23 protein-coding genes, 1 pseudogene and 1 riboswitch are annotated in these 24,742 nt (G+C 47.0%); of the genes and pseudogenes, 7 read left to right on the top strand and 17 right to left on the bottom strand.

Translation table 11 applies throughout. From position 1 onward, the window contains the following. Positions 1–170: 170 nt before the first annotated feature. On the top strand, positions 171–1,007 hold the full coding sequence (nadE, locus tag FH974_RS20385) for an ammonia-dependent NAD(+) synthetase (protein ID WP_047884257.1): 837 nt from the start codon (positions 171–173) through the stop codon (positions 1,005–1,007). A gap of 100 nt (positions 1,008–1,107) precedes the next feature. On the opposite strand, the gene FH974_RS20380 is transcribed toward nadE, so the two are convergent. The 10 genes and pseudogenes from FH974_RS20380 to FH974_RS20335 all read right to left on the bottom strand — a co-directional run bounded on the left by FH974_RS20380 (position 1,108) and on the right by FH974_RS20335 (position 10,716). Next, positions 1,108–1,626, bottom strand: a complete 519-nt coding sequence (locus tag FH974_RS20380; RefSeq protein WP_047884258.1) for an HD domain-containing protein — start codon at positions 1,624–1,626, stop codon at positions 1,108–1,110. A gap of 184 nt (positions 1,627–1,810) precedes the next feature. Continuing rightward, positions 1,811–1,987 carry a YoaH family protein gene (locus tag FH974_RS20375; protein WP_084712488.1) on the bottom strand — a complete coding sequence of 59 codons (177 nt, stop codon included), beginning with the start codon at positions 1,985–1,987 and terminating at the stop codon, positions 1,811–1,813. Positions 1,988–2,054: 67 nt separating this feature from the next. Next, positions 2,055–3,290, bottom strand: a complete 1,236-nt coding sequence (locus FH974_RS20370; RefSeq protein ID WP_242551974.1) for an NnrS family protein — start codon at positions 3,288–3,290, stop codon at positions 2,055–2,057. A gap of 140 nt (positions 3,291–3,430) precedes the next feature. Then, positions 3,431–4,296, bottom strand: a pseudogene (locus FH974_RS20365) (DUF2861 family protein). 8 nt (positions 4,297–4,304) lie between these two features. Then, the gene (locus tag FH974_RS20360; protein ID WP_047884259.1) at positions 4,305–4,967 is read right to left on the bottom strand and encodes a response regulator transcription factor; all 663 of its coding nucleotides are present in this window, start codon (positions 4,965–4,967) and stop codon (positions 4,305–4,307) included. Next, positions 4,942–6,384, bottom strand: coding sequence for a sensor histidine kinase VxrA (gene vxrA / locus FH974_RS20355; RefSeq protein WP_047884260.1), 1,443 nt, complete (start codon positions 6,382–6,384; stop codon positions 4,942–4,944). The genes FH974_RS20360 and vxrA overlap by 26 nt, the downstream gene beginning before the upstream one ends. Positions 6,385–6,587: 203 nt before the next feature. Further along, entirely contained in the window at positions 6,588–7,967 is a 1,380-nt protein-coding gene (gene pntB, locus FH974_RS20350) for a Re/Si-specific NAD(P)(+) transhydrogenase subunit beta (RefSeq protein WP_047884261.1), read from the bottom strand. A gap of 10 nt (positions 7,968–7,977) precedes the next feature. Then, the gene (locus tag FH974_RS20345; protein ID WP_047884262.1) at positions 7,978–9,537 is read right to left on the bottom strand and encodes a Re/Si-specific NAD(P)(+) transhydrogenase subunit alpha; all 1,560 of its coding nucleotides are present in this window, start codon (positions 9,535–9,537) and stop codon (positions 7,978–7,980) included. Positions 9,538–10,012: 475 nt separating this feature from the next. Next, on the bottom strand, positions 10,013–10,294 hold the full coding sequence (locus FH974_RS20340; protein WP_047884263.1) for an HlyU family transcriptional regulator: 282 nt from the start codon (positions 10,292–10,294) through the stop codon (positions 10,013–10,015). 230 nt (positions 10,295–10,524) lie between these two features. Further along, positions 10,525–10,716: a hypothetical protein gene (locus FH974_RS20335; protein WP_047884264.1), complete on the bottom strand. Its 192-nt coding sequence runs from the start codon at positions 10,714–10,716 to the stop codon at positions 10,525–10,527. Positions 10,717–10,925: 209 nt separating this feature from the next. On the opposite strand from FH974_RS20335, the gene FH974_RS20330 reads away from it, so the two are divergent. Together FH974_RS20330 and ribB are read left to right on the top strand one after the other, a co-directional pair. Continuing rightward, positions 10,926–11,921 carry a hypothetical protein gene (locus FH974_RS20330; RefSeq protein ID WP_340643641.1) on the top strand — a complete coding sequence of 332 codons (996 nt, stop codon included), beginning with the start codon at positions 10,926–10,928 and terminating at the stop codon, positions 11,919–11,921. Positions 11,922–12,260: 339 nt separating this feature from the next. Further along, positions 12,261–12,437: riboswitch (FMN riboswitch) on the top strand. A 170-nt stretch (positions 12,438–12,607) separates the two neighbouring features. Then, positions 12,608–13,285 (top strand): 3,4-dihydroxy-2-butanone-4-phosphate synthase, encoded by a 678-nt coding sequence (gene ribB / locus FH974_RS20325; protein WP_047884795.1) that lies wholly within the window; start codon positions 12,608–12,610, stop codon positions 13,283–13,285. 446 nt (positions 13,286–13,731) lie between these two features. On the opposite strand, the gene FH974_RS20320 is transcribed toward ribB, so the two are convergent. Then, positions 13,732–15,501, bottom strand: a complete 1,770-nt coding sequence (locus FH974_RS20320) for a bifunctional metallophosphatase/5'-nucleotidase (RefSeq protein WP_047884267.1) — start codon at positions 15,499–15,501, stop codon at positions 13,732–13,734. A gap of 511 nt (positions 15,502–16,012) precedes the next feature. Then, entirely contained in the window at positions 16,013–16,405 is a 393-nt protein-coding gene (locus tag FH974_RS20315; RefSeq protein WP_047884268.1) for a VOC family protein, read from the bottom strand. Between the two features lie 263 nt (positions 16,406–16,668). Between FH974_RS20315 and FH974_RS20310 the strand changes: the two genes are divergently transcribed. The 4 genes from FH974_RS20310 to FH974_RS20295 all read left to right on the top strand — a co-directional run bounded on the left by FH974_RS20310 (position 16,669) and on the right by FH974_RS20295 (position 20,509). Next, positions 16,669–18,354, top strand: a complete 1,686-nt coding sequence (locus FH974_RS20310) for a DUF2813 domain-containing protein (RefSeq protein WP_047884269.1) — start codon at positions 16,669–16,671, stop codon at positions 18,352–18,354. A 366-nt stretch (positions 18,355–18,720) separates the two neighbouring features. Further along, positions 18,721–19,302: an HD domain-containing protein gene (locus FH974_RS20305; protein ID WP_047884270.1), complete on the top strand. Its 582-nt coding sequence runs from the start codon at positions 18,721–18,723 to the stop codon at positions 19,300–19,302. A 93-nt stretch (positions 19,303–19,395) separates the two neighbouring features. Beyond that, on the top strand, positions 19,396–19,971 hold the full coding sequence (locus FH974_RS20300) for an NADPH-dependent FMN reductase (RefSeq protein ID WP_207104173.1): 576 nt from the start codon (positions 19,396–19,398) through the stop codon (positions 19,969–19,971). A 70-nt stretch (positions 19,972–20,041) separates the two neighbouring features. Further along, positions 20,042–20,509 carry an ASCH domain-containing protein gene (locus tag FH974_RS20295; protein ID WP_047884271.1) on the top strand — a complete coding sequence of 156 codons (468 nt, stop codon included), beginning with the start codon at positions 20,042–20,044 and terminating at the stop codon, positions 20,507–20,509. A gap of 175 nt (positions 20,510–20,684) precedes the next feature. Here the strand turns inward: FH974_RS20295 and FH974_RS20290 are convergent, their stop codons facing one another. The 5 genes from FH974_RS20290 to FH974_RS20270 all read right to left on the bottom strand — a co-directional run bounded on the left by FH974_RS20290 (position 20,685) and on the right by FH974_RS20270 (position 24,736). Continuing rightward, positions 20,685–21,347, bottom strand: a complete 663-nt coding sequence (locus tag FH974_RS20290) for a DUF3833 domain-containing protein (protein ID WP_084712491.1) — start codon at positions 21,345–21,347, stop codon at positions 20,685–20,687. A 96-nt stretch (positions 21,348–21,443) separates the two neighbouring features. Beyond that, positions 21,444–22,025, bottom strand: coding sequence for a chalcone isomerase family protein (locus FH974_RS20285; RefSeq protein WP_047884272.1), 582 nt, complete (start codon positions 22,023–22,025; stop codon positions 21,444–21,446). Further along, positions 22,003–22,572, bottom strand: coding sequence for a DUF2878 domain-containing protein (locus FH974_RS20280; RefSeq protein WP_053061749.1), 570 nt, complete (start codon positions 22,570–22,572; stop codon positions 22,003–22,005). Before FH974_RS20280 ends, FH974_RS20285 begins: the two co-directional genes overlap by 23 nt. Before the next feature lie 27 nt (positions 22,573–22,599). Continuing rightward, a complete protein-coding gene (locus tag FH974_RS20275) occupies positions 22,600–23,835 on the bottom strand; it encodes an SAM-dependent methyltransferase (RefSeq protein ID WP_207104172.1) in 1,236 nt (411 codons plus the stop codon). Next, the gene (locus FH974_RS20270) at positions 23,822–24,736 is read right to left on the bottom strand and encodes a DUF1365 domain-containing protein (RefSeq protein ID WP_084712492.1); all 915 of its coding nucleotides are present in this window, start codon (positions 24,734–24,736) and stop codon (positions 23,822–23,824) included. Before FH974_RS20270 ends, FH974_RS20275 begins: the two co-directional genes overlap by 14 nt. Positions 24,737–24,742 lie beyond the last annotated feature (6 nt).

Here is a 24,742-nt window from a genome sequence, read left to right as displayed (position 1 = left end):
CTTTTTTATTCCGTTCGGAGTGTAAATACATTTAATTGATACATGAGGATTGATCCTGACACAGAGTTATCGCATAGTTTTGTCAAAGGTTTAATGCATTTTACCTATATTTGGCATGAACCATCGCTATATGGTTACAAAACGGGCAACGCCCTGAGGATTCAATCACTATGGAACAGCTAATTCGCGACGAAATGCGCGTATTGCCAAGCATTGATGTTGATTTTGAAATTAACCGACGCATCGCGTTTATTCAAAAGAAACTCAAGCAATCAGGATGCAAGTCACTGGTTCTGGGAATCAGTGGCGGCGTCGATTCGACAACCTGTGGGCGCTTGGCTCAGCTAGCCGTTGAAAGACTCAACGCCGAAGAACAAACCGGTGATTATCAGTTTATCGCTGTACGTCTGCCATATGGCGAACAACAGGATGAAGATGAAGCGCAGCTCGCACTTTCATTCATTAAGCCAACTCACTCTGTCAGCGTCAACATTAAAGACGGTGTTGATGGCACCCATGACAGCACTCTGAACGCGCTCGAAGGAACAGGCCTGATTCCAGAATGTCACGGTACGGTTGACTTCGTGAAGGGAAATGTAAAAGCGCGTACCCGTATGATTGCACAATACGAAATTGCCGGCTTGGTACGTGGTCTGGTACTGGGTACCGATCACTCAGCAGAGAATGTTACCGGTTTCTACACCAAATTCGGTGATGGAGCCTGTGACCTTGCCCCGCTCTTTGGCCTCAATAAGCGTCAGGTCCGTCAGCTTGCGGATCACCTCGGTGCACCTGAACTGCTGGTACACAAAGTCCCAACCGCTGACCTTGAAGAACTTGCGCCACAAAAGGCTGACGAGGAAGCACTTCAGCTGACGTATGAAAATATTGATGATTTTCTGGAAGGCAAAACGGTGTCAGAGCAAGTCATCGAGCGTATTGTAGGCATTTACAAAGCGACCCAACATAAGCGCCGACCTATTCCAACCATCTACGATGAAGAATAACTCTGACTGGCTTAAATAAAAAAAAGGGCTCTCTGAGCCCTTTTGTATTTGAACATGAACATTATCGGTTATGCTGATTAACAAAGACGAAACCCGAATTTCAGCCAGACTTTGAAGGTTTATAAAGCAAATTATCCAGTTCCCACCATATCGCTTCGCATAAACCCTCCCGGTAGACCGCTCGTTTAAAATCGGTATGCTCTTGCTGATACTGATGAAAATAATGTTCACGGTTATGGCGACTGGCCCTGACATTAGCAAGCCTGTCACAGGCTTTAACGATCAACGCAATTCTCGCCGACTCTTCCGTTGTGTCTAATGCCTCAAGACGTCGGTGTAATTCCGCTTTGCGCTTTTGCCTGCTGGTTACATCACCGTCAGTAATATAACCTACCGCATCAGCGACAGTGAATCCGAAGTCAGCGGCTAACTCATCTAAGCTGGTTTCAGTGTCTTCAATAACATCATGGAGTTGCGCCACGATCATGGCATCAGTACCGAAAGGACTTGCTAAGCGCGAAACCGCTTCAAGGTGGATATAATAAGGAACGTCACCGTATTTTTGTCCTTCGTGTTTGGCCCTAGCCAGAGTGCGAGCTTTTAGGTAACGATTATTCATCCTTCTCTCTCACAGTTAGAATGAACGAACAGTATCCCCCGGGAATATTAGGGATCTGTAAATTCTATTTCAGACTCTGCCGTTTTACGAAGACCGGATATTCTAAATGAGAGTTGTTGCACGGTTTGAGTAAAAAAACAGGCACCGAAGTGCCTGTCAGATAAAGATGAGTGTCGGTAAGACATCATTCAACGTCTGATTCCGATTGTTCCTGCGCTTTTTTTGCCGCGGCTTCGCGAATTTCGTTGGCAACACGCATGATTGCCTCACCACTGCTGACACCTTGTGCCATTAGTGCATGGATTTTTTCTGCCGCAGCTTGCTGCTCGGCATGAGACAATGTAGGAATGTCGTTAAACATAGAGCATTTACCTTATTAAACCGGACCGCTAGTGTAGGGATTTTATCCCTGCTTGTCATCCGAAGAATTAACCAGGGCGACCATCCACTCTTGGGCTGGTTAGTACAGGGAAATAGACCCAGCAGAAAATACTGAATGCCAGTGCCCAAAGTAACCCTGAAAGCCAGTATGCATTTACAGCCAGTTCAGGCATCAGCAACAGAAAAACAGTTCGAGTCAGCGTTGCTATGACCAGAGTCACAAACGCCACTTTCATCATTGCGCCTATTTTGAGTTCCCGTCCGGTATGCCCCAAGGAAACACGTGCAATCATTGCCAGAATCATGCAGCCAATACCGCCAACCGTCAGGCAGTGCAGCGCAATACTGTAAGCCCCCCAACCTGTCAATTGAACGACCGCAAGGAGAGTTAAACCAAGAATCAAAAAAAGGTAGGCAACGTGCAGTAACCATAACAATGGCACCCTAAGCGTACTTAGCGTTCGCCAGCGTAAAAAACGCAGCAGATGCATTGTGGCAGTCATCAGCAAGAGTAACGGAAAACTGTAGCTTGCAACAGCTTCCGGGATTGGCAGTATACTGTGTAAGACCAATAACCAAGTCGGAATTAAAGCTCCCCGTTCGAGCCAGGTAATACGTGTGATCGGCTCGCTTTGTGTTCCCCGCCAGGTGAAAAACGGTATAACTCGACCTCCGACTACGAGCACAATCAGGCTGATGACCAGTATGGCCACAAATGACACTGAGCGCAGTGGCAGAGCCAGCCAATTCAGACTGATGGCATGGAATGCCGCATTTAACGCTGTCAGCAACAATATCAAAGGAACAAAAAACAGGTTATTCAATTGACGGCGAAGAAGTATGGGAACGGCCAAAAAATAGCCGGCTAAAGGCATCCAGAGCAAGTCTGCTACCATCCAGACCAGATTAGGTGACCCGAACAAAATTCCTACCCTGGCAATTAGCCACAGACCAAAAATCACCGCAAGCTTTCTGCCCCGGATTCCCGGGTTCCCCGTCCAATTCTGAACTGCGGTGAGTAGAAAGCCGATAATGATTGCGCCAGTAAACCCGAATAGCATTTCATGGCTGTGCCACCATATCGGATCATGGTACATCCAGTTTGCGACATTGGAATATCCCGCCCAAAAAGCGGCCCAAAGCAACATTGCAATCACAGAGAACAGGCTGGCACCCAGGAAAAAAGGACGAAAGGCAAGCCTAAAAATTGGCAACATTCTCTGTTCTTTTTCATTATCAAGTATTTGCATCATGATGTGGTTATCCCCACTTAAAACATGCATAAATAATACACCTTTAAAGATGCAATTTAAATGCATCTATTAAAGCAAATGTTATGAATCTAACAGAGGAAAAGACGAGCAAACTAGATGAGCACTAGAAAGAAAAACAGCCAACACGAAGTCGACTGTTTTCGAATAGTCTATATGCCGGGGTAATCGACCGGACGGGTTATTCTCTGAATATCGAGAACGGAGATATCCCCTTGCCAGCGGCTTTCGATGATACCGACGCTTAACCAGTAGCGTCCTTCCGGTAAATCAATTTTCGGCAAGGTGGTTGGGAGTTTTCCATCAACATTTTCGGTCCATAGCGGCGTCCAGGACGTGTCGTTGAGGTCGTACACATTCATCGACAAAATAGGTGCAGGACACACCCTATCAGGTATGCCATTGCGTTCAATACGCCAGGTTTTACTGTTAATCCAACCGATGCGCTGCTTGCTTTGTGGCTGTGTCAGAATGACCCAGGTCTTGAACCCTTCCGGATGCCCTTCCACCTGAATATTCAGCTGATAAAGCCCTCACTGGTCGCATTCTCAAGCCGTTTTGCATCAATCGAAAAGACATTCCCTTCGTCCATTTTGGGTATACCAGCAATGACAGCCTGATCTGGCCAGCGGGTAAATTCGATTTTCGTGACGTTCTTTTTGGCTATGCCGTTGATAGAAAGGCGCGGAAGAACCTGTGTCTGGTTCTGTACCATCTCACGCTGAATTACCAGCTTGGTTATCCACTCTGGCAGGTTTGTTGCGTTCAAACTATGTCCGCAGTCTTCAGTGATCGCGAGCTGGAGTAATTCGTTGAGGTTAGTTTGTTCGTCGCGGTTTGGCGACTGCTGCCAGGCTTGCACCATGGCATCAAAACTTTCCCGAGTATTGCCTTCAAGGAGTTTCTGATGAGCGACAGTATAAATATCTTTGCTCAGAAACCATTTTGCGTAGGCATTCGGCGCCCAGAGCGCCGAATGTAACAAAAGCAGAGAACAGGTAAGAGTGAGTTTGGACATGCCTTAACTTACGCTGATTTCATCCGGTAGCCAACGCCACGCAGAGTTTCAATTTCAATACCCGGCAATTTCTGACGTAACTGCAGAATGTGGGTATCAACGGTACGAGTGGTGGGATAATGGTTGTAGCCCCAAACTTGATCCAACAGCTCGTCACGCGTGAATACACGGCCCGCATGTTTAGCAAGAAAAACCAGCAATTCGAACTCAGTACGGGTCAAAGTGACACTGTCACCACTGTACTGTACATCACGACTATCCAAATCAATGCTGATATCACCTACTTTCACGATGTTGGATGACACCTGTTCAGGTGCACCATCACGCAAATGCAAGCGGATACGCGCCAGTAGTTCTTCTTCCGCAAAGGGTTTCGTCAAATAGTCTTTCGCGCCCGATTCCAGGCCAATCACTTTATCCGATACCGATACCATTGCAGTCAGCAGAATCACAGGTACATGTTTAATTTTCAACCACTTGGACAAATAGTTCAGGGAATCCCCTTCAGGTAGCTGACGGTCAAGAACAACTAAATCGGCATCGGCCCATTTATCGGCAACATTTGATGCGCAATCAGCATACAGGCATTTATAGCCCGCTTCTTTTAAACTTTCGAGTAAACCATCAGCAAGGTTGCGGTCATCTTCAACCAGAAGCAGAGTTTGATTCACACGGTATCTCCAATATAAACGTTGTAGGTGGACCAACGAGTTTCATTCGTCCTCCCATTCTTCGTATCATCGATTCAACAATTGTAAGCCCAAGCCCTAACCCTCTTTCACTGACGAAGGGCTTTCTTAATCGCGCCCAGTCTTTCGAGCCAAGCTGTCCATTGTCTGAAACACTTACAATCAACTTTCCGTTATTGAACGATGACGTTAATGTCACTGGCTTCACACCGTACTTATGGGCATTAGATAATAAATTATCAATACACGTCCCCAACCAGTAGATGTTGACATCAACAGGTCTGTCTTCAGCTAACTCCAATGTCACCTCGTAAGGTTCACTCAAGTATTCAATCCACTCATTAAAGGAGTCAATATGCTGAACGCTGAGTTCCTGTTGATTAGCCTGCAAGTAATCTTTGCTTGCTTCTGCAAGCTGTTTAAGACGTCTGGAGTCTTCGGTCAGACGTCTGAATTCATCATATAAGGTTTCCGGCAACGCATCAAAATGGCGTCGAAAACCCTCTACAGTCATCCCCAGACTGGCAATCGGTGTTCTCAGTTCATGGGTCAGAATCTGCAGTACCAGCATACGCTCCTGCATCGCCCGACGTCGAATTCTCAACCGGTAGGCACCCCAACCGATCAGCAAGCCAACGTTGAGCACCAGCAAACCAACCAACAAGTAGTAAGTCAGGTGCGACTGGTCTTCTTCTTCCCAGCAGATGTTTCCGCTTTTGAGTATGCAAAAGCTACTTTGGTTCAATCTGGTGAAATGAACATCAAACTTGTTCATCGCCACAGACCACGTCGGCTGGTCGTAGATATAATACTCATTGCCATTGCGAATCCAAAGCTCTCCGTTGGAAACAAACGATTCGGCACCGGCAATGTATACCATGATTTCATCATTACTCATCCGCTGCAATCGCCCAAGCGCAGTATTCGTCGGATCCAGATCCCGCTCCTGAATGTGCTGAAACTTGTTAAGTTTCTCTTTCATATCAGGATGAGCCTGCAAATATCGGGCAGCGTAACTGCCCCCGCCCGGATGAATATATCCGGCGCGGGCAAACCAGCCGACCGGAAGAACCGTGTTATTACACAATGCACGCGTAAACACCAGTGGCTGAGTCAGTAACGGCGTCACTGGCCACGGGCCCTTACAGCTTTGTGCACTCTGGTATAGTCGCTGTAACGATTTCAAAGGATAAAGGGAAGACTGGGGTAACAGCGATGATGGCACAAGCAGCTGTGTCGGAAACTGACTTTGCAGTTGCCGAAAATCATAAGTCGCCACCGGTTCACTGGCCAATAGCTCAGATCGAACGGCACTTAAGCGCTCAGGCAAATTTTCTGCCGCGGCCATATTAGGCACGCCGGATATCAGCAGTGAAAGTAGTAGGACATATTTTTTCATGTCGCAGAGTTTATCATTCCATTAACGTACTATGTCAGGAAATTGTCATTCGTCTGACGCGAATATCATCGCATAGTCAAGAAGATACGCACATACGTAAGTTTTGCAATCAGAACTGTCACAATGGTCGTGCACAAAAAAGGGAGCCGATTGGCTCCCTTCTGTTTATCACGCGTTACTAAGCATGAATTTCAGTCTTGGACTTAATCCAGATGCTCAAGAATCTTCAGACAGCTGTCTTTCGCATCGCCAAACAGCATTTGCGAGTTGTCTTTGAAGAACAGCGGGTTTTGAACGCCAGCATAACCTGTGTTCATTGAACGCTTAAATACGATAACGTGTTTTGCATTCCACACTTCCAGAACAGGCATGCCGGCAATTGGACTACTTGGATCTTCAGTTGCAGCCGGGTTGACCGTATCGTTAGCACCGATAACCAGTACAACATCCGTTTCTGGGAAATCTTCGTTGATTTCATCCATTTCAAGCACGATGTCGTAAGGTACTTTCGCTTCAGCCAGCAGCACGTTCATGTGACCCGGCAGACGGCCAGCAACAGGGTGAATACCGAAACGGACTTCCACACCTTGCTTACGCAGTTTGTCAGTAATTTCGTGAACTGGGTACTGCGCCTGTGCGACAGCCATACCGTATCCAGGAGTGATAATCACAGAACGGGCGTCTTTCAGCATTTCAGCCACTTCTTCTGCAGACGCTTCATGGTACTCACCCATTTCTTCTTCTGTAGTAGAAACTGAACCGTCAGTACCAAAGCCACCGGCAATAACACTGATGAAAGAGCGGTTCATTGCTTTACACATAATGTAAGACAGAATAGCACCCGATGAACCTACCAGCGCACCGGTTACGATCAACAGATCGTTCGCCAGCATGAAACCTGCCGCTGCCGCTGCCCAGCCTGAGTATGAGTTAAGCATTGAAACCACAACCGGCATGTCAGCACCACCGATTGAAGCTACCAGGTGGTAACCAAACGCCAACGCGATGATAGTCACCAGAATCAGCGCAAACATTGACCCTTCTGCGTTCACGAAAGAGAACAACAGCAGAACGGAAACCACAACGGCAGCCAGGTTCAGTTTATGACGGTGAGGCAGCATCAGTGGCTTTGACGAAATCAGGCCACGCAGTTTACCGAACGCCACGATTGAACCGGTGAATGTCACTGCACCAATGAACACGCCAAGGAAGATTTCTACCAGGTGAATGTTCAGCATTACACCTGTCAGATCACCATGATCAATGAAGGTGTTGAAACCAACCAGTACCGCTGCCATACCCACGAAGCTGTGAAGAATAGCAACCAATTCTGGCATCTCAGTCATTTCAACTTTCTTGGCAAAGTAGATACCGATTGCACCACCAATGATCATCGCAAGGATAATCCATCCCGTGCCCTGAGAATCCGGGCCCAGAATAGTTGCAATCAGTGCGATAGCCATACCGGCAATGCCGTAATAGTTACCTGCACGGGCCGTTTCTTGCTTGGAAAGCCCTGCCAGAGACATGATAAATAAAATTGCAGCAACAATGTATGCCGCTTGTACGATTCCTGCAGACATTTGTTACTCCTTATCTATCTTTACGGAACATCTCAAGCATGCGCTTGGTCACGGTGAAACCACCGAAAATATTGATACTGGCGATTAAAACCGCAATAAAGGACAGGAAGGTTACAACACCGATTCCTTGGCCTATTTGCAGTAATGCACCAACAATGATGATCCCCGAGATAGCATTGGTTACAGACATCAGTGGTGTATGCAGCGCATGAGTAACGTTCCACACAACGTAGTAACCAACCACACAGGCAAGAACAAAAACAGTAAAGTGAGACAGGAATTCGGCAGGCGCAGAGTTTGCCACCCAGCCAAATAGCACGATACCAGCAGCCATCAGACCGTATTTTTTAGCCGGCGAGGTAGGTTGTTCGACCTTCTCAATTGGCTTTTTAACTTCTGTTGGTTTTTGAGCTGGTGCCGCGGACACTTTGATTGGTGGCGCTGGCCAGGTTACTTCCCCTTCTTTGATCACAGTCAGACCACGAATAACTTCATCATCGAAATCAATATCAATGATGCCGTCTTTTTCTTTGCAAAGAAGTTTCAGCAGGTTAACCAGGTTTGTACCGTATAGCTGAGAAGACTGGTTTGGCAGACGACCAACCATATCGGTATAGCCGATCACTTTTACGCCGTTATCCGTAACGATGACTTTATCCGCTTGGGTATAAGCACAGTTACCGCCGTTGGCCGCAGCCAGGTCAACAATCACACTGCCCGGCTTCATAGAGTCAACCATTTCTTGGGTAATCAGCTTAGGAGCTGGACGCCCAGGAATCAGTGCAGTCGTAATGATGATGTCAACGTCTTTGGCTTGCTCTGCGTACAGACGTTCAGCCGCTTTGTTGAAATCGTCTGACATTTCTTTGGCATAGCCATCACCCGGGCCGTTATCTTCCTGTTTGAAGTCAACTTCCAGGAATTCAGCACCCATACTCTCGACCTGCTCTTTTACTTCAGGACGAACGTCGAATGCGCGAACAATCGCACCCAGGCTACCAGCCGCACCAATTGCAGCCAGACCAGCAACACCCGCACCGGCAACCAGTACTTTGGCAGGTGGTACTTTACCGGCCGCCGTGATCTGGCCGGTGAAGAACCGACCAAACTCGTGCGCAGCTTCAACCACAGCACGGTAACCGGCGATGTTGGCCATTGAGCTCAGCGCGTCAAGCGACTGTGCTCTTGAGATACGTGGCACTGAATCCATCGCCATAACGTTGATTTTTTTGCTCGACAGTTTCTCAAGCAACTCAGGATTTTGCGCTGGCCAGATAAAGCTAACCAGGCTTGCTCCTTCTTTGATCAACGCAATTTCATCGATTTCATTGGCTTCATCAACCAGGGGAGCGTTGACTTTCAGGATCAGATCTGAGTCCCACACCTCATCGGTTGAAACAACAGTCGCGCCTGCTTCTTCAAAGGCCGCATCATCAAAGCTAGCGTGAATACCAGCATCGTGTTCGACCACTACACTGAAACCCAGCTTTAGCAGCTGCTCTACCGTTTTGGGTGTCGCAGCAACTCGCGTTTCTCCCGCGAGCGTTTCTCTTGGCACACCAATTTGCATCATTATTCCCTAAAATTTGGCAAATAAGTAACAATTTTGTATCTAACCACTGATGCAAGATCAAGCATTTTGTAGGAAAAATACAAACAAACATAGCTATGCTTTGTTTTAACAACAAATGTTACCGCCAGAACGAAAGAAAATAACTTCCCCAACGCCTGGACAGAGGTCAAACCACCAATAAAATTAGCTATCTATTCACTAAAACATGAAGAAATAACCACAACCAGCCAAATGACCTTATAAACATCTAAAATAAAATCTCATTTCAGATGGATTCTTGTTTAAAACATCAAAGAAAAAGAATATTGAAACTAAAGAAGGGACAGTTTCATCATTCCTTGATGAATTACGACACAGGCAACAGCTTACCTACGCCTCCAGCCTCTCCGTTCTCAACAAAAGAGAAGGATTAACCGAAACTCAGACCAGTAAGGCAAGGCTACTGCCTTACCAGAGCTCAAACCGAATCAGATCAGCGGAACATACTGTCTCCTGTCTGATCGATAAACATCTTGGCTTTGTTGACCATAAAGGTTTCAGCATCCTGTTTTGAGGCCAGCAAATCGGAGCGAATAAAGGCATGTGTTTTCAACTCATCATCGAATTGTTTGCAGATTCGACCTGCAATCCGGAATTGTCCGCCTTCGGACTTCGGCTCCGGGTAAATGAGATAGCCTTTGTACTCAATTGGCTCAACATCAGCTTTTACAGGCGTTGATTTCTCTAGCCCAAACAATTTTGAGAAGAAGCCCACTAAATTATCTCCCGCGCATATATCGTTACAGTGACATCATGCCATATTCTCATAAAAAAAAGTTAAGCTCTGATTAAATTATTTAAAAACATGATATTACCCTAAGTCATATGCAAGATTTTTGCACTGTTTCTCACTCACTAAATAAAACATCGTTCGGATTAATAAAATCAGGGCATAAAAAAACGCCGGACTAAGCCGACGTTTTTGTGTTCCACGCTATCCTGCGCTTAACGGTACATACCGATATCTTTCTGAAGGTGTACCGGCAGGTCAGAAACTGAGTACTGCTTAGGTGCCTTTTTACCACCAAAAAGAATATCCAATGCGTGTGCAATCAGTCCTTTGACATTTAACGCATAGGCTTTCTTATCCATTGCAGTAGACGTAGCGATGGTGTCGAAATTCATTGCCTGTGCCATGATTGCCTCTCATTGTCATTGTTTTTTAACTGCCAGTATTTTATCCATCCACTCTGACACAAGAAAATGACAATATTTCGCCATAAAGATTAGATTTTCTAATCTGTTAATGAATAGTTTCAGCCAAAACAAAACCAATGAAAAACCATGCAGCCAAAGCGATTAAATCCCTAACCATTCTTATAAAGTATGCAGAACTTTAATTACCCTTGCATCACCGATTACTTTTGTATAACAATAGCGCAACACACAAAAATAAGATGTTCATTATGCTTTCGCTGCTTGCCAAACATTCATCCATCTTTTTAATCATTGCTGCTGTTGCCGGATTTATTTTCCCTCAGGCATCAGCTGCTCTATTTCCCTACCTGCCGTATGTTCTTTTTTGCCTTATGCTCTTTACACTGCTGGGCATGCAGCAAAAAGTACTGGTCGGGCTATTAGCTAAGGCATGGGTATGGGGATATGCTTTTCTGCATGCGGCAGTGTTAACCCTGATCAGCTGTACCATTGCTAGCCTGCTTGATGCCAGCAGCAGTATGCTTCTGGCCATTTCTGCTGTAACAGCAACCGGCTCTCTGTTTGCGACGCCGGCCATTGTTCGCTCAGTTGGGCTGGCTCCGCTAGAGGCGATGGCGATGACGATTGCCACAACGTTGCTTATGCCCGTCGTGCTTTATATTAACCTGATGCTTTTCCAGGAAAATGCCTTCAGCCTGGATCTGGTCAGCTATCTTCAAAGATTGCTTATTTTTATTGTGGGCCCGATGATGTTTTCAGCATTGGTCTACAATCTGGTGCCTCACGATACTCTGCACCGTATTCACAGCAAGCTATCTCAGGTCACCATCATTCTGGTGTTCTCTTTCCCGTTCGGACTCATCGGACCGTTCCGATCCATTTTCGATGACTCCCTCCTGTCCGCCATAAACTATTTTCTGATCGGCATGGCTTTATGCGCACTGTTTTTTGTTGCCGGTTTCCTCGTTTACTGGCGTACAGACAAAAACATGGCTCTGATTGCCGCCATCACTTCAGCTAACCGGAATGTCCTTCTGACCTATACAGTAGCAGGAAGCTATTTGGGGCCGGATTTTCTGATTATTATGGGCGCACTACAGTTGCCGACTTACACCCTGCCCTTATTTGTTCGTTGGTTGAATGGAAAGCTTTGCGAGCCACAAACGGAAGAATCGTCGGCTTAAAATTCAAAGTCTGAGTCTAAGCCTCAATCAAAACTGTCAGCAGGCGAACAATCCAAAGATGTTGCTAACCATACCGCCGACAGCGTTTCCAAAGCCGTTGATGCCCATCAAGGCGGCAGCAATAAAGACAAAGCAGCCTAGCTGCTAGTGACCGAACCTTTAATCCATATCTTAAATGCGCGGGGTGGTACTCACCCTGCAAACGAGTCTGCCCCAACCCACTGTAGAGTCATCCCCGGAAGTTGAGCATTTAAACGTCATATCCGTAGCCACCTCAAACATTTATCAATAAAACTGTTGATTATCTTGCACTGAATATGACATTTCCCTATATTGCTGGGGAATTCTCAGGGCGGGGTGAAATTCCCCACCGGCGGTAGTCCTCAAAAGGGAGAGCCCGCGAGCGCTTGCATAGCACACTTCATCGCCATGCAAGGTCAGCAGATCTGGTGCAGTGTATTGAGACATACATGATTCCAGAGCCGACGGTTAAAGTCCGGATGGAAGAGGATTTCAGCGGAGCATTTAGCTCTGAATAGTTCTAAACTGCACCGTACATGATTTTTGTTATGTCGGTCGATTTGCTATAGCTATACATTCTTGTTGCTAAGCAACGTTGTTTTATGCTGTTCGCTGACTTTCCAAGCCCTGATTCTGGTAATTGTTTATATTTGGAGTTTCTTACCATGAATCAGTCTCTACTTACCCCTTACGGCACCCCTTTTGAGCGCGTTGAAGCCGGCCTGACGGCTATTCGTCAAGGACGAGGTGTGCTGGTTGTTGACGATGAAGATCGTGAAAACGAAGGTGATATCATTTTTGCAGCCGAAACGCTGACTGCAGAACAGATGGCACTGATGATCCGTGAATGTTCGGGTATCGTTTGTCTTTGTCTGACTGAAGAACGTTGCGATCAACTGGCTCTGCCAATGATGGTCGACAACAACACCAGTGCCAACCAAACTGGCTTTACTGTAACGATTGAAGCCGCCAAGGGTGTCACAACCGGTGTATCTGCTGCTGACCGTGTTACCACGATCAAAACCGCTATTGCTGATGGTGCAAAACCTTCTGACTTGAGCCGTCCAGGCCATGTTTTCCCACTGAAAGCAAACTCGGAAGGCGTACTGGCTCGCCGTGGTCACACAGAAGCCACTATCGACCTGATGCGCCTGGCGGGTCTGAAACCTTACGGTGTATTGTGTGAACTGACCAATCCCGACGGCACTATGGCTCGTCTGCCGGAGGTCATTGAGTTTGGTAAAGTGCACAACATGCCGGTTCTGACCATTGAAGATTTGGCAGCCTACCGTTTGGCTAAAGAAGTGGCCAACTCTGAAGAAACTGAAGCACTGACGGCCTGATAAGTCATCTGATTCAGATTCAAAAAAGCCGGGTTGATCCCGGCTTTTTAGTTTCGGACTGCTGATTTACCCAAATAAAGGCGGCAAAAAATATACCAGAGCAATCCACACTGAAGCCCAGATTACTGTTGCTGCCGTCACGGCATCAAACCATCCATTTCTCATCATACATCCCTGAATTTATCTTCACCTTCAACTAGGTCTTAACCCGAACGTCTGCTCAATGGCGTTTGAGCCTGCCAGGTTTTCGATTTGCCCACTTTTCAGCCAGCTTTTTAAACAGACCACACTGTATATTTACCGACAGGTTGGAAGGAAAAATTAAAAAGCCTGTTGTCATTTTTAACAATCGAATGATCGGCATGTAAAATAACGACAGGCTTAAAGAGATGCAGTACGGATGAAAAATGTCAGTAACAGGTATCAACCAGACGTAATAACCAGTATCAGGCAGCGCCTTCAGCTGAATCATCCTGGCATTCACAAGGAATGAACAAGGAGATATCCTCCGGTGGCGCTGTCAGGCTTTGTCTTACACGAGCGTATGCTTCGAAGGCTTCTGCCATCGTGATGTTCAGTGGCTGTGGCTCAGAGGTTTCGTCCACCAGCGCGTTATAGCCTTCTTTACCTGTCGCAGTGTAACCAGACGACACTGATAAGTATCGCTGTTCATCATTAACATCCACCCACTGCCCTTCAAAGTAAACCTGTAGCGCTTCAATACGCTTACCTTTCGGAGCACAGCAACGATACAGATACTTCAAGTGTGAGGTATAAGGGTAACTACCCGAACCTGTACCTTCTACGCCATTATCAATAGCGTTATCAATGGCACCTTCCAACGCCGCCCTCACCTGGGCCCCGGTGACCGGATACACCATCAGTCCAATCGCAAAAGGCAACAGACGGCCTGCAATATCGGCCGAGGTGATCGGGCCTTCATGGAATGAGGTTCTCACGCCACCCGCGTTATGAATTCCAAAGTGAACCTCAAACCCCATCTGACGGGACTGCCAGACAAAGCTGTCAACCACCAGCGGTGCAATCTGGCTGGCACCACGTTGATCCGGGATGCGGGTATGACGAAGCGGCTCGGCAACAACGGCTATCTGCTCTGTCTGAAGTAGTCTAACCGCCGGACGGAACTCTTCATTGAGTAAATTTTCAATCAGCGGATCTTTGGCACAAAAACGAACATTGGGCTGTGCGTACAGATACGCTTTTACCGCTTCGTGAGTTGATTCATCCAGGTGCTGACTACGGCTTGCGTCTAAAGTGAACTGACGCCCGAGCAGCAGCTGGTTTACCCCGCCAGCCTTCGCCACCGTACCATCAGCATTAAAATCAAGTTCCAGTTGCCCCAATGCCATCGCATTACAACCAGCCTGAACAACGCAGGTGCCATTGACCATTCTGGCGTATTCATCAGTGACACCGTAACCAACATTTTGGAAATTGCCTTGCATCGTATGGGTGTGACCACCAATGATCGCCCCGATACCTTCAACCTGAGCAGCCAATTCAAGATCACGTTCATACCCCAGATGACTCAGCAAAATAATTTTGTTGATCCCCTGGCGACGAATCGCTGCAACTGTGTTCTTAGCGACGTCGGTAACATTCAGGAAAAACGTATCGGGATCCGGATTGGCTATCGCGGCCATGTTCTCAATCGACAAGCCAAAAATCGCCACCGGCTCACTATCCACCTCTTTCACCAGAAAGTGGGCGTGTTGATTAAGATGGTCATAAGCCAGAACCTGAGGCTTAGGTGCCAGCGGATTCGGTTTATCCGGATTTTCCTGTGATAGATCCCAGTTTCCTGCCAGCAGCGGAAAATCGACCATATCCATAAAATCCGCCACGATCCCATTGCCCATGTCCAGTTCATGGTTACCTAATGCCATCGCTTCGATACCGATAGCATTCAAAAGGCGAGCGTTAGCCACCCCTTTGTACAAAGAGAAATACAATGTGCCCTGAAAGCAATCTCCGGCATGAACAAACATAAATTCACGCTCATTCAGGTAGGCATGCCGCTTAACATCCTTAACGGCCGAAGAAACCCTGGAAAAACCACCACAGCTCGCAAATACCGACATTTCATTATTCAGTACGTCGTAAGGCAGCTTTAGCGAGATCGACGACGGCTCGAAATGTGAATGCGTGTCGTTGATGTGGGCAATGGTCATTTTCACTGGGCGATGATCTGACATATCCGTAACAAACTCTCCATGAATCTCTACTAAACCATCATCATATAACAGATTACGTTGAATCTCAGGTTTTTGATGATTTTTTCTATTGCAGTTTCACTCCATGAGTGACAATGCTCATACTCTTATTGGCATTATCCGTAATAACATGACGCTGAGATGAATTGCTCAAAGGCACCGAGCTAGCTGGTGACATAACATACGATCATCAGCAATAAATTAGATTGGCTTTACTGGTAACTTGCCGCTCAACACAGCAGCCAGAAACAACAAACCACGCGAAATGCGTGGCTTGAAAATACGACTAATCAGCTTTCACATTTAGCTGAGCTACCACAACCAGATCAGCGAACTCAACGATGGTAACTATCTCAACGTTGAAACCGTTGCTCTAGTGTTCCGCTCCTAGTATTCGGGCGTTCAGCTAATCGTGGTCTTCTGATAACAGGCTTGTGTGTTAGCTAGCGTTTTGAAAATCTGGCGTTTTGAAAAAATTGCCTGATAGCAACAATTACTGGTAGCGGCCATGACGCTGAAGGAATTCAATTTTGTAACCATCAGGATCCAGTACAAAGAAGAATTTCGCCAGAAGTTGTCCATCACGGTGGAATTCTTTAATGTCCGCTGGCGCATAGCCCAGTTCAGTCAACTTCGCATGATCCGCTTCCAGTTCCTCGACAGCCACCGCGATATGACCATAACCTGAACCATGCGTGTACTCTTCCGTCCCTTCATTCCAGGTCAGTTCGATTTCCATGTCGTTTTCATCATTGCGCAGGTAAACCAGGCTGAAGCCCTCAAAGTCAAGACGCTCGGCGATATCCAGGTCCAGTGCTTCTTTATAAAATTTCAGTGATTTATCAAGGTTACCGACACGAACCATTGAGTGAATAATTTTAGCCATCTGACATCTCCACTATGCTTATTCTAACCGGTTTGATTTTCAACCAGTTAGCGGGTGTTTTTATGCAACGGGACTATATCAAGTCCTTCTGACAGCAACAACCTAATATTCCGATACTCTCAGAGCGATTTGTTTTCAATAATGTGACCAACGCACAGCCGCATCTTTTTATAGTCCTGTAGGCTTAAAACTACCAGTAAGTCTTCAAACTTAGCCTTAGTCATTGAAAGGCTTGCGCATTTTGTACTGGTTCAGAGGAATCTATGCAGTTACAACGAATTGAAATTTCAGGCTTCAGAGGTATCAACCGATTATCACTGTCATTTAATGAGCTGACAGTGCTGATTGGTGAAAATGCCTGGGGTAAGTCTTCGTTACTCGATGCGCTGGAAATTGCGCTCGCGCCGGATGCTGAGTTTCACACGTTTCACTTTGATGATTTTCATGTGGATTACAGCGCTGGCCACGCCAAAGCGACGCACCTGAATATTATCCTGCATTGGGGCGAAGATTACCCGGGCGAATACAAATCGCGGCGCTATCGCGGGTTTCATCCTGTCTGGGTTTCTCTGGACAATCAGGAGCGTAAGCACCTGTATTATCAGATCACCAGCAGTATTGACGAAGATAAAGTCACGACTCACCGTCAATTCCTTGATCCAACTGGCGTCCCCATCGCCTGTAAAGAAACTGACCGAATTGCCAAGCAACTAATGGTGCTTCACCCGATTGTCCGAATCCGGGATGCCCGTCGTTTACGGGAGGCTGAACCACTGCATTCCGGTCACCATAACGGTAACGGGCACAAGCCAACCGGCGTTCCTGATAAAAAAGCCATTGAAAATGAACGTATCCAGCGTCGGTTAGACAATACCTGCCGCCGATTGCTCACTCGTCCCGGCCATGTCAGCCCGGCCGAAATCAAAAGCAGCATCAATGCACTTCGGGCCTTGGTTGACCGCTACTTCGCGTTTACGCCGCACAGCCGATCTATGGGCTTTGACCGTTCGCATTTTCCTGAGCGGGCACAGTACGCGGTCAATCCCCTTGAACAGTTAACCGAACCAAATGTCAGCAAGCAGAGTCGATTAGTGCTGATGGGTTTGCTAAACGCGTTTATTCGTGCCCGTGGCCCTGTGGAATTAAAACGGATCAGCCGTCCGATTATGATCCTTGAAGATCCGGAAGGTCGACTGCATCCGACATTTTTGCATCAGGCATGGAGCTTTATCGTTAAGATGCCGATGCAGAAGATCTTAACTACTAACAGCCCGGATCTGTGTTCTGTCGTACCGCTGAGCAGCCTCAATAAGTTGATCCGTAAGCCAAATAAGACTCAAGTTTTCACCATTAACCACCATCGCCTGAGCCGGGATGAAGAACGGCGTGTCACTTTTCACTTACGCGTCCATCGCCCAAGCGCCCTCTTTGCCCGCGCCTGGCTGTTAGTTGAAGGTGAAACCGAGGTATGGCTGTTTAACGAGCTGGCGCGTATCTGTGGCTACAACCTTGCCGCCGAAGGCGTGCAGATTATCGAGTTTGCCCAGAGTGGCTTGCGGCCATTAATAAAAATTGCGCGAAGTCTGGGCATTGAATGGCATGTGATTACCGACGGTGATATGGCGGGGAAAAAATATGCGGATACCGTTCGGGGGATGTTGGGCTCAGACGCAGAGCGCCATCGCCTGACTATGCTGCCCAATCTGGATATTGAACATTTCCTGTTTCATCACGGATTCGAGCCACTCTTTCGTAAATTGGCTCATGCGCCAATCGATTCTCCGCAGACGCCGAAGAAAATTATCCAACGAGCCCTTAAACGTCATGCTAAACCTGATGTGGCACTGGCGATGGTTAATTACATTGATGAAGATAACGTCGACAATATTCCCCTGTTGTTACGCTGGGTGCTTAAACGAATGGTGGCGATGTCTCGCGGGCAAGTCTGACAGACTCCGTAATTGATACTGTATGTTCATAACAACCTCACAGATGGATAAGCGCTTTCATGAAAAAGCGCTTATCCTGCTAAGAATCGCAAGAACTATTCGCTTTCTCACATCGATCACCAATCGCGTTCGCATTTTTCATTTTGAACTTTGCATTCCATAACCACCTTGTTGCACATATAATCGAGCAACTCATTTAGCCATCTAACGTTGCTATGGACAATGTCGTTATGGGTAAAGCTGTTATGAGTTATCGGTAATGGGTAATGGGTTCGACCTACAAGGTTTTGAAAAATGCACATCTATTTAATCAACGTTATCAACCAATAAGTGAATGACAGACAGGCAGGCAGGGAGGCGCAGTCATTGAAGGACATCACTCAGATTTTAGATTTCATGGTCGAAATAGAAAAATTGAAAGGCGTTTTGCGCAAATCGAGACCTGTGGGTTTATCTCGGTATGAAAACGCTGGCGAGCATAGTTGGCATGTTTGCCTGAGTGCTTTACTTCTTCACAACTACGCTGAAAAAGACGTTGATATAAACCGTGTCATCAGAATGCTCCTGAACCACGATTTAGGTGAAATCGACGCTGGCGATAAAATTATTTACACCAGTGAAACCGTAGAACAAAAAGGAAAGGAATGGCATGGCGTCAAACGCATCTTTAATCTGCTTCCTGATAACCTTGGCGCCCAGTATGTAGCGCTGTGGGAAGAGTTTGAAGCCGGTGTCACTGCCGATGCTAAATTCGCCAAAGCGATTGACCGAATTCCCCCTCTGCTGCACAACCTCAATGATGACGGTCATGGTTGGAAAATACACAACATACCTAAAGAAAAAGTACTAGCCCTCAATGGTGAAAGAATCTCTGCGGCAAGTCCTGAGATATGGGCTGCGGTAGAAGCAAAGCTTCAGCAAGGCATCTCCGAAGGAATCTTGAAATAATGCATTTGCCTCTGACTTGTTCCCTGGTTCCCTAATTTCCTGATAAGCCTATTTTTTGTGAATCAGCCTTTTTCTTATTTGTAGGTAATTCTTATGTACATTCTTGTTGTAAGCTCAGGACTTGACCCCAACAGCCGTAGCCGAGAATTAGCCAAGAGCTGTTTAAACGCGTTGCGTGCGTTAGGCTGTGAAACCAAATACGTCGACTTGGCAGAACTGAATGTGCCAAATTTTGACAACGATACCATTTATGGCACGACTCAGTACAAACAACTTCATCAGTTGACTGACGAAGCTTCCGGGCTAGTCTTATGCAGTCCTACCTATAACTGGGGGTGCTGCTCCGAATTGAAAAAATACATAGAATACGTGGGCTCAACGCCACCTGATGGAAGCCTGACGGGAGCACTTTTAGATAAAGTCGTCACATTGGTAAACTCAGCCGGTTTACCTCATAGCTATATGGCGCATTCAGCGCTATCAACGTCCCTATCCCTTGATTTCAAATGTATTATTAATCCCTATAACCTTTATGTGCATAACCGTCATTGGGTTGATGGCAAACTTTCACGAGAACGTATGCCCAGACTGGAAAAATCAATGAAAGTCATGGCAGAGCTTTGTCATTTACTCAGCGCCAGAACCTACAAATCTGGCTGGGAACTTTAGCTGGCCAATTACAACCAATTATCCCCATTTGTCTCCGTCAGACATATTTTGTATTACTTCAAGGAATGAAATGAATATTGAACAGCAGCAGTACCTGGATAACTACCTGAACACATTAACCGCAGAAGAGCGCTCTCAAATTCCTCAAATCACCGCTGAATATTATTGTGCCGATGAATACAATGCCAATGAATGTGCGCGCTTGATAAATGCAGGCATGAAAACAGCTTCATGCAGTTTAAAAGCGGGCTACGACATTGAAAATGAACCCTTTCCAGAGATAGGCCGATTAACCGTCGTTTTAAATTGGGCCGAAGAGCCAGTATGCATCGTAAAGTTGAATCACGTTTCTTTCTGCCCTTTCAATGAAGTGACTGAAGAGTTTGCGAAATCAGAAGGTGAAGGTGATGGTACTTACGAATGGTGGCACGAAGCCCATATCAACTTTTTTACTGAGTATGCCAAAACCATAGGGGCTGAATTCACCGAAACGTCAGAATTAGTACTTGAACGGTTCGATAAAGTCTATCCGCTTTAACATTCCCATACGAGAGTAGGTCGAGCCACACTGGCTGCACGCCGTGTGAATACCTTTTCAAGGGGTGTTCTCTGTACGTTCAGAACGAAGTGGTTCAGCCCGCACAAGTTGGATTAAAATCATGCGGCATTAAAGACATGCGTTAGAGCAATCTCTAACGCATTTTTGTTATGCTTCATTGGACGTTAGCTTTGTCAGAATCCAGCTTTTTAAAAAACAGCGTCACTTGCCCGACTTTCCATCCCCACTTGCTCATTTCTGCCACATTAAACATGTGCTGTTCGTCCTGAAGGTACATCCAGTCGTCAAACTGAATATCGTAGGTGGAATCGCTAACCGGAACACGTAACACATATCGCCAGTTCAGCGCGTTCCCTGCCACCTGCCCTTTAGCGGTCCCAACCACGTCATCGGCAGTCCCCGTATAACTACCATCTTTATGGCGAGTGATTCGCCAAATTCTCTGCTGCTTTTCCCCATCATTAAACACAAAGTTTTCGTTCAGGGTCAGTTGATGACCTTGAACGGTGCCGGTAATCATCACTTCGAACCGACGGATTTGTTTACCACTTCTGTCCTGCACCATTCCCCAAGCCTGCACCTGACCATCAAAATAGCGAAATAAGTCGAAAGTTGGTTTAGTTCCCAGATAGTCACCTACCGACGCAGAACAGCCAGACAACAGCGCACAAAAGCCGATAAGCAACAGCCGAAAGGCAATATGGCCTTGGATGAACCATCCCGGAACACTTTTCCGGGCTGATACCCGGCACCGCCTGAAAGGTTGAAAAAGGGGATAAAAGGGAGATAGACCATAGTGTCTCTGACAACCTTTCATTGTGTACCCTCCGTTGTTATCGTCTGGTATAAGCTAACGACTCACTAAATGAATGAAGATGCCGGAATAGAATGGTGCGTGGGCGTAAACCCAAACTCAGGACTGACCAATTAACTGCCGTCGAATATCAGGATACGCCGTTTGAGGGGATAACCAGATGTTAATAAAAGAACGCGCCATTTCTGGGTCGCTGATAATACCGATTTGTCGGTTATCCTGATAAAAAACACCCTGGCGATCCTGAAGGACAAAGATCAGGCGATCCCCTTGTTTTACATCCGGCCAAATCTGGGCCAGCATCCTCAGCCATTTGGCCCTTTTTCCAGCCTGAATCCCCAGATGCTGCCACTGCTCGTCAGTAGCCGTCAGCAAATCCTCATTTTCAATGTTACGCTGATATTTAATGACCAGTGCTAACTGGCTGTCCTGATGATGATAGCGCCCATTCGGGGTTCGAAGTTCCGAATCATAAATAACCCAAGGCCCCCAGCGTAAAGTGGCATCTCCCACTACTGGCCATCGTTGCCAAGGGAGCGTTGAACGTGTCGGCGAGATTGGCACAGAATTGTTGGGTGAATATAGGGTGGCATTATCAAACGAAGATGCGTTTACCGGCGGAAGTATCGCCGCCGCGACTATCGCCCAAACAGACCATTTAACGGTGAACAGGTTGTTCATAGCTCCTCCTGCAATAAGCAGCAAAAAGATTCAACAGCGCTATAACGATCCCGCTAAAAACCAACCAGCAAATCAGTAATCCCAATAAGGTAGTCGGGATACCAAACGGCCAGTGAACCGCTCCAAGCCGATAACCGGCAAAATAGCTCACCACTCCCCCAACACTGCCGAGCAGAAGCATGAAGGCAACCTGCGATGTCATGATGTACTGCCGACAAACCCACACAAAACAACCAAAAGCGATCCACAAAAGCATCAGCCACGTCGGTAATCCATGCAGAAAGATAGGGTCGTCAAACACCAGGATTCCAGCAAAAGCAAGCGCTGAATCCATCAGAATACCCAATCCCCCCATCAACATTGAAAACCGCCAGGCGCCCAGGTAGTACCACCAGCTAACCGCAAGAAGCAGAATCAGTAACGGCATCCATGGGTATTGGCCGACAACCGCTACCAGCCAGAAGACATTAAATCCGGTGCAAGCAATGAACAGATCTTTTGGGGTCAGTTTGTTTGCCGATTGGTTATTTGGTTTCTGAGTACCCATGATTCCTGCTTACCTTGCTACGATCCGCTAACGCCAGTCTCGTCGAGTCGCAACCAGCTGAATGGTACTGATAGTTCTTTCAAGAAATCCGCCTTCGCAGTAACACAGGTAATAACGCCACATACGAATGAATCGCTCATCAAACCCCTGCTGTTTCAACGTCGTTACCTGTTGATTGAACATGTGATGCCAGTCAGCCAGTGTTTTGGCATAATCAAGACCAATATCCCGGATGTCCCGCACCACAAAATCGGTATGTCTGGTTAATTCATTGGCGACCGCGGTTATCGACGGCAAAAAACCACCCGGGAAAATGTGCTTCTGGATAAAGTCGACCCCCTGACTGTATTTGTCATAGCGTTGATCCGCGATGGTAATTGCCTGAATCGCCATCATGCCGTTCGGTTTCAACAGTGACTGGCATTTTTGCAGGTAGGTGGTCAGATATTCCTGCCCGACGGCTTCAATCATCTCTACCGATACAATCTTGTCGTACTGACCTGTCAGATCCCGGTAATCATCCCGCAATAAAGTGATTCTGTGTTCCAGCCCCTCAGCCTGTATACGCTCTTTTGCCCACTGATATTGAGCCTCTGAAATTGTTGTAGTCGTGACCCGACAACCATATTCTCTGGCTGCATAGATAGCCAAGGCTCCCCAGCCTGTCCCAATCTCTAACAAGTGATCTTGTTGAGTGAGGTGTAATTTACGACACAGCCGATCCATTTTGGCGATCTGTGCCTGAGCCAGAGTAGTATTTTCATCGTCATAAATCGCGGCGGAATACAACATATTGGGGTCAAGAAAGGTACGGTAGAACTCGTTACCGAGATCATAATGCGCGAGGATATTTTCCCGTGCGGCTTGTCTGGAGTTACGACGTTTGCGATGTAACCACAAATCCTTCAGACGAATTATCCATCCGACTTTATCTTCAATACGATCCAGCAGTGCCATATTCCGGGCAAGAGCACGAACAACCTGAGTGATATCCGGTGAATCCCACCAGCCGTCAATATAGGCCTCCCCGGCGGCAATGCTGCCCCCGGACAACAGTCGCCGATACACGGCCGGATGATGAATAATCAACTGAGCCTGACAGTCCGCCGTTTTGTCACCGAACTGGTAGGTCTCGCCGTTACATTCAGAAACAGTCAGTGCCGCATTCTGTAATTGTTCAAATACCTTAAAGACCAACGTTCTGGCGATATTATCTGAACCGGTTATCCTTCGTTCTGTGTTACTGACTTCACTTTTGAACATGGTTAACCCCACAATTTTTTGTTGTTAAGTCCTTTTCATGTGCTGTGACTTTCATCCGTTCCTCATTGCTGTCACTCTGGTTCCATGAAGTTTGATGCTCAGGGACACTGGATGCCTCGTTACTTACCGAAACTGCTGAATCTCCCGATTCCGGATGACCATAAAACGGCACTTTCTTCAGCCACAGCCGCCACGCCTGCCAGTAAATACCGATAACCACTTTTACGGTCTGCACCGGCGTTTTCATCAGCAAGCGCCACAGCACTTTTGAGGTAAATGGCTGTCGCTTGAGGGCCATGGTTGCATCCATGATCTTGTGATTATCAGTACGATCATGAATATCAAGATGGATCATCAGCTGTCGGTCTGGTGCGCTTAACCGCCAGCGATATTGCTGAGACATCGGATTAAACGGCGAAACATGAAATCCCTTCTGATGGCACCATTTCGCATCCTGCCAAGTGTCTGGGGCCGGTACAGCATAGTAATGACGCTCGTTCCAGGGCGTATTGCTGACTTCGGCCAGCACCCATCTCCACACCCCTTGCGTGTCATACAGGTAGTACAGGTTAATCGGGCTAAAGTAGATGCCGGCATATCGCAGCTGACAAAGCATCAGCACACGTCCGTTGACTGTTTCTCCGGTCAGCTCTGCCAGCTTAGTAATAACAGCCTGTTTGAGATCCTGATCGCCCCGATCACGCAGATAATCTCGGCTGCGCCAGCGGGCAAAATGTAGCAGTGCGGTGCCAAACCCCGTCACGGAATTTTCCAGCTGTTCAATCTCATCCAAATCAATCAGCGGCATAAACATTGGGTAGGTAAACGCGTGAGACGTCGGAGTTAAGCGCCGGTGACGAACATGCCCGACGTACAGCCCGCTGTTCAGTGCATCCATCATGATCGC

The organism is Photobacterium ganghwense, assembly GCF_017329545.1.
Lineage (GTDB): Bacteria > Pseudomonadota > Gammaproteobacteria > Enterobacterales > Vibrionaceae > Photobacterium > Photobacterium ganghwense.
This window is presented reverse-complemented; position numbering and strand designations above follow the sequence as displayed.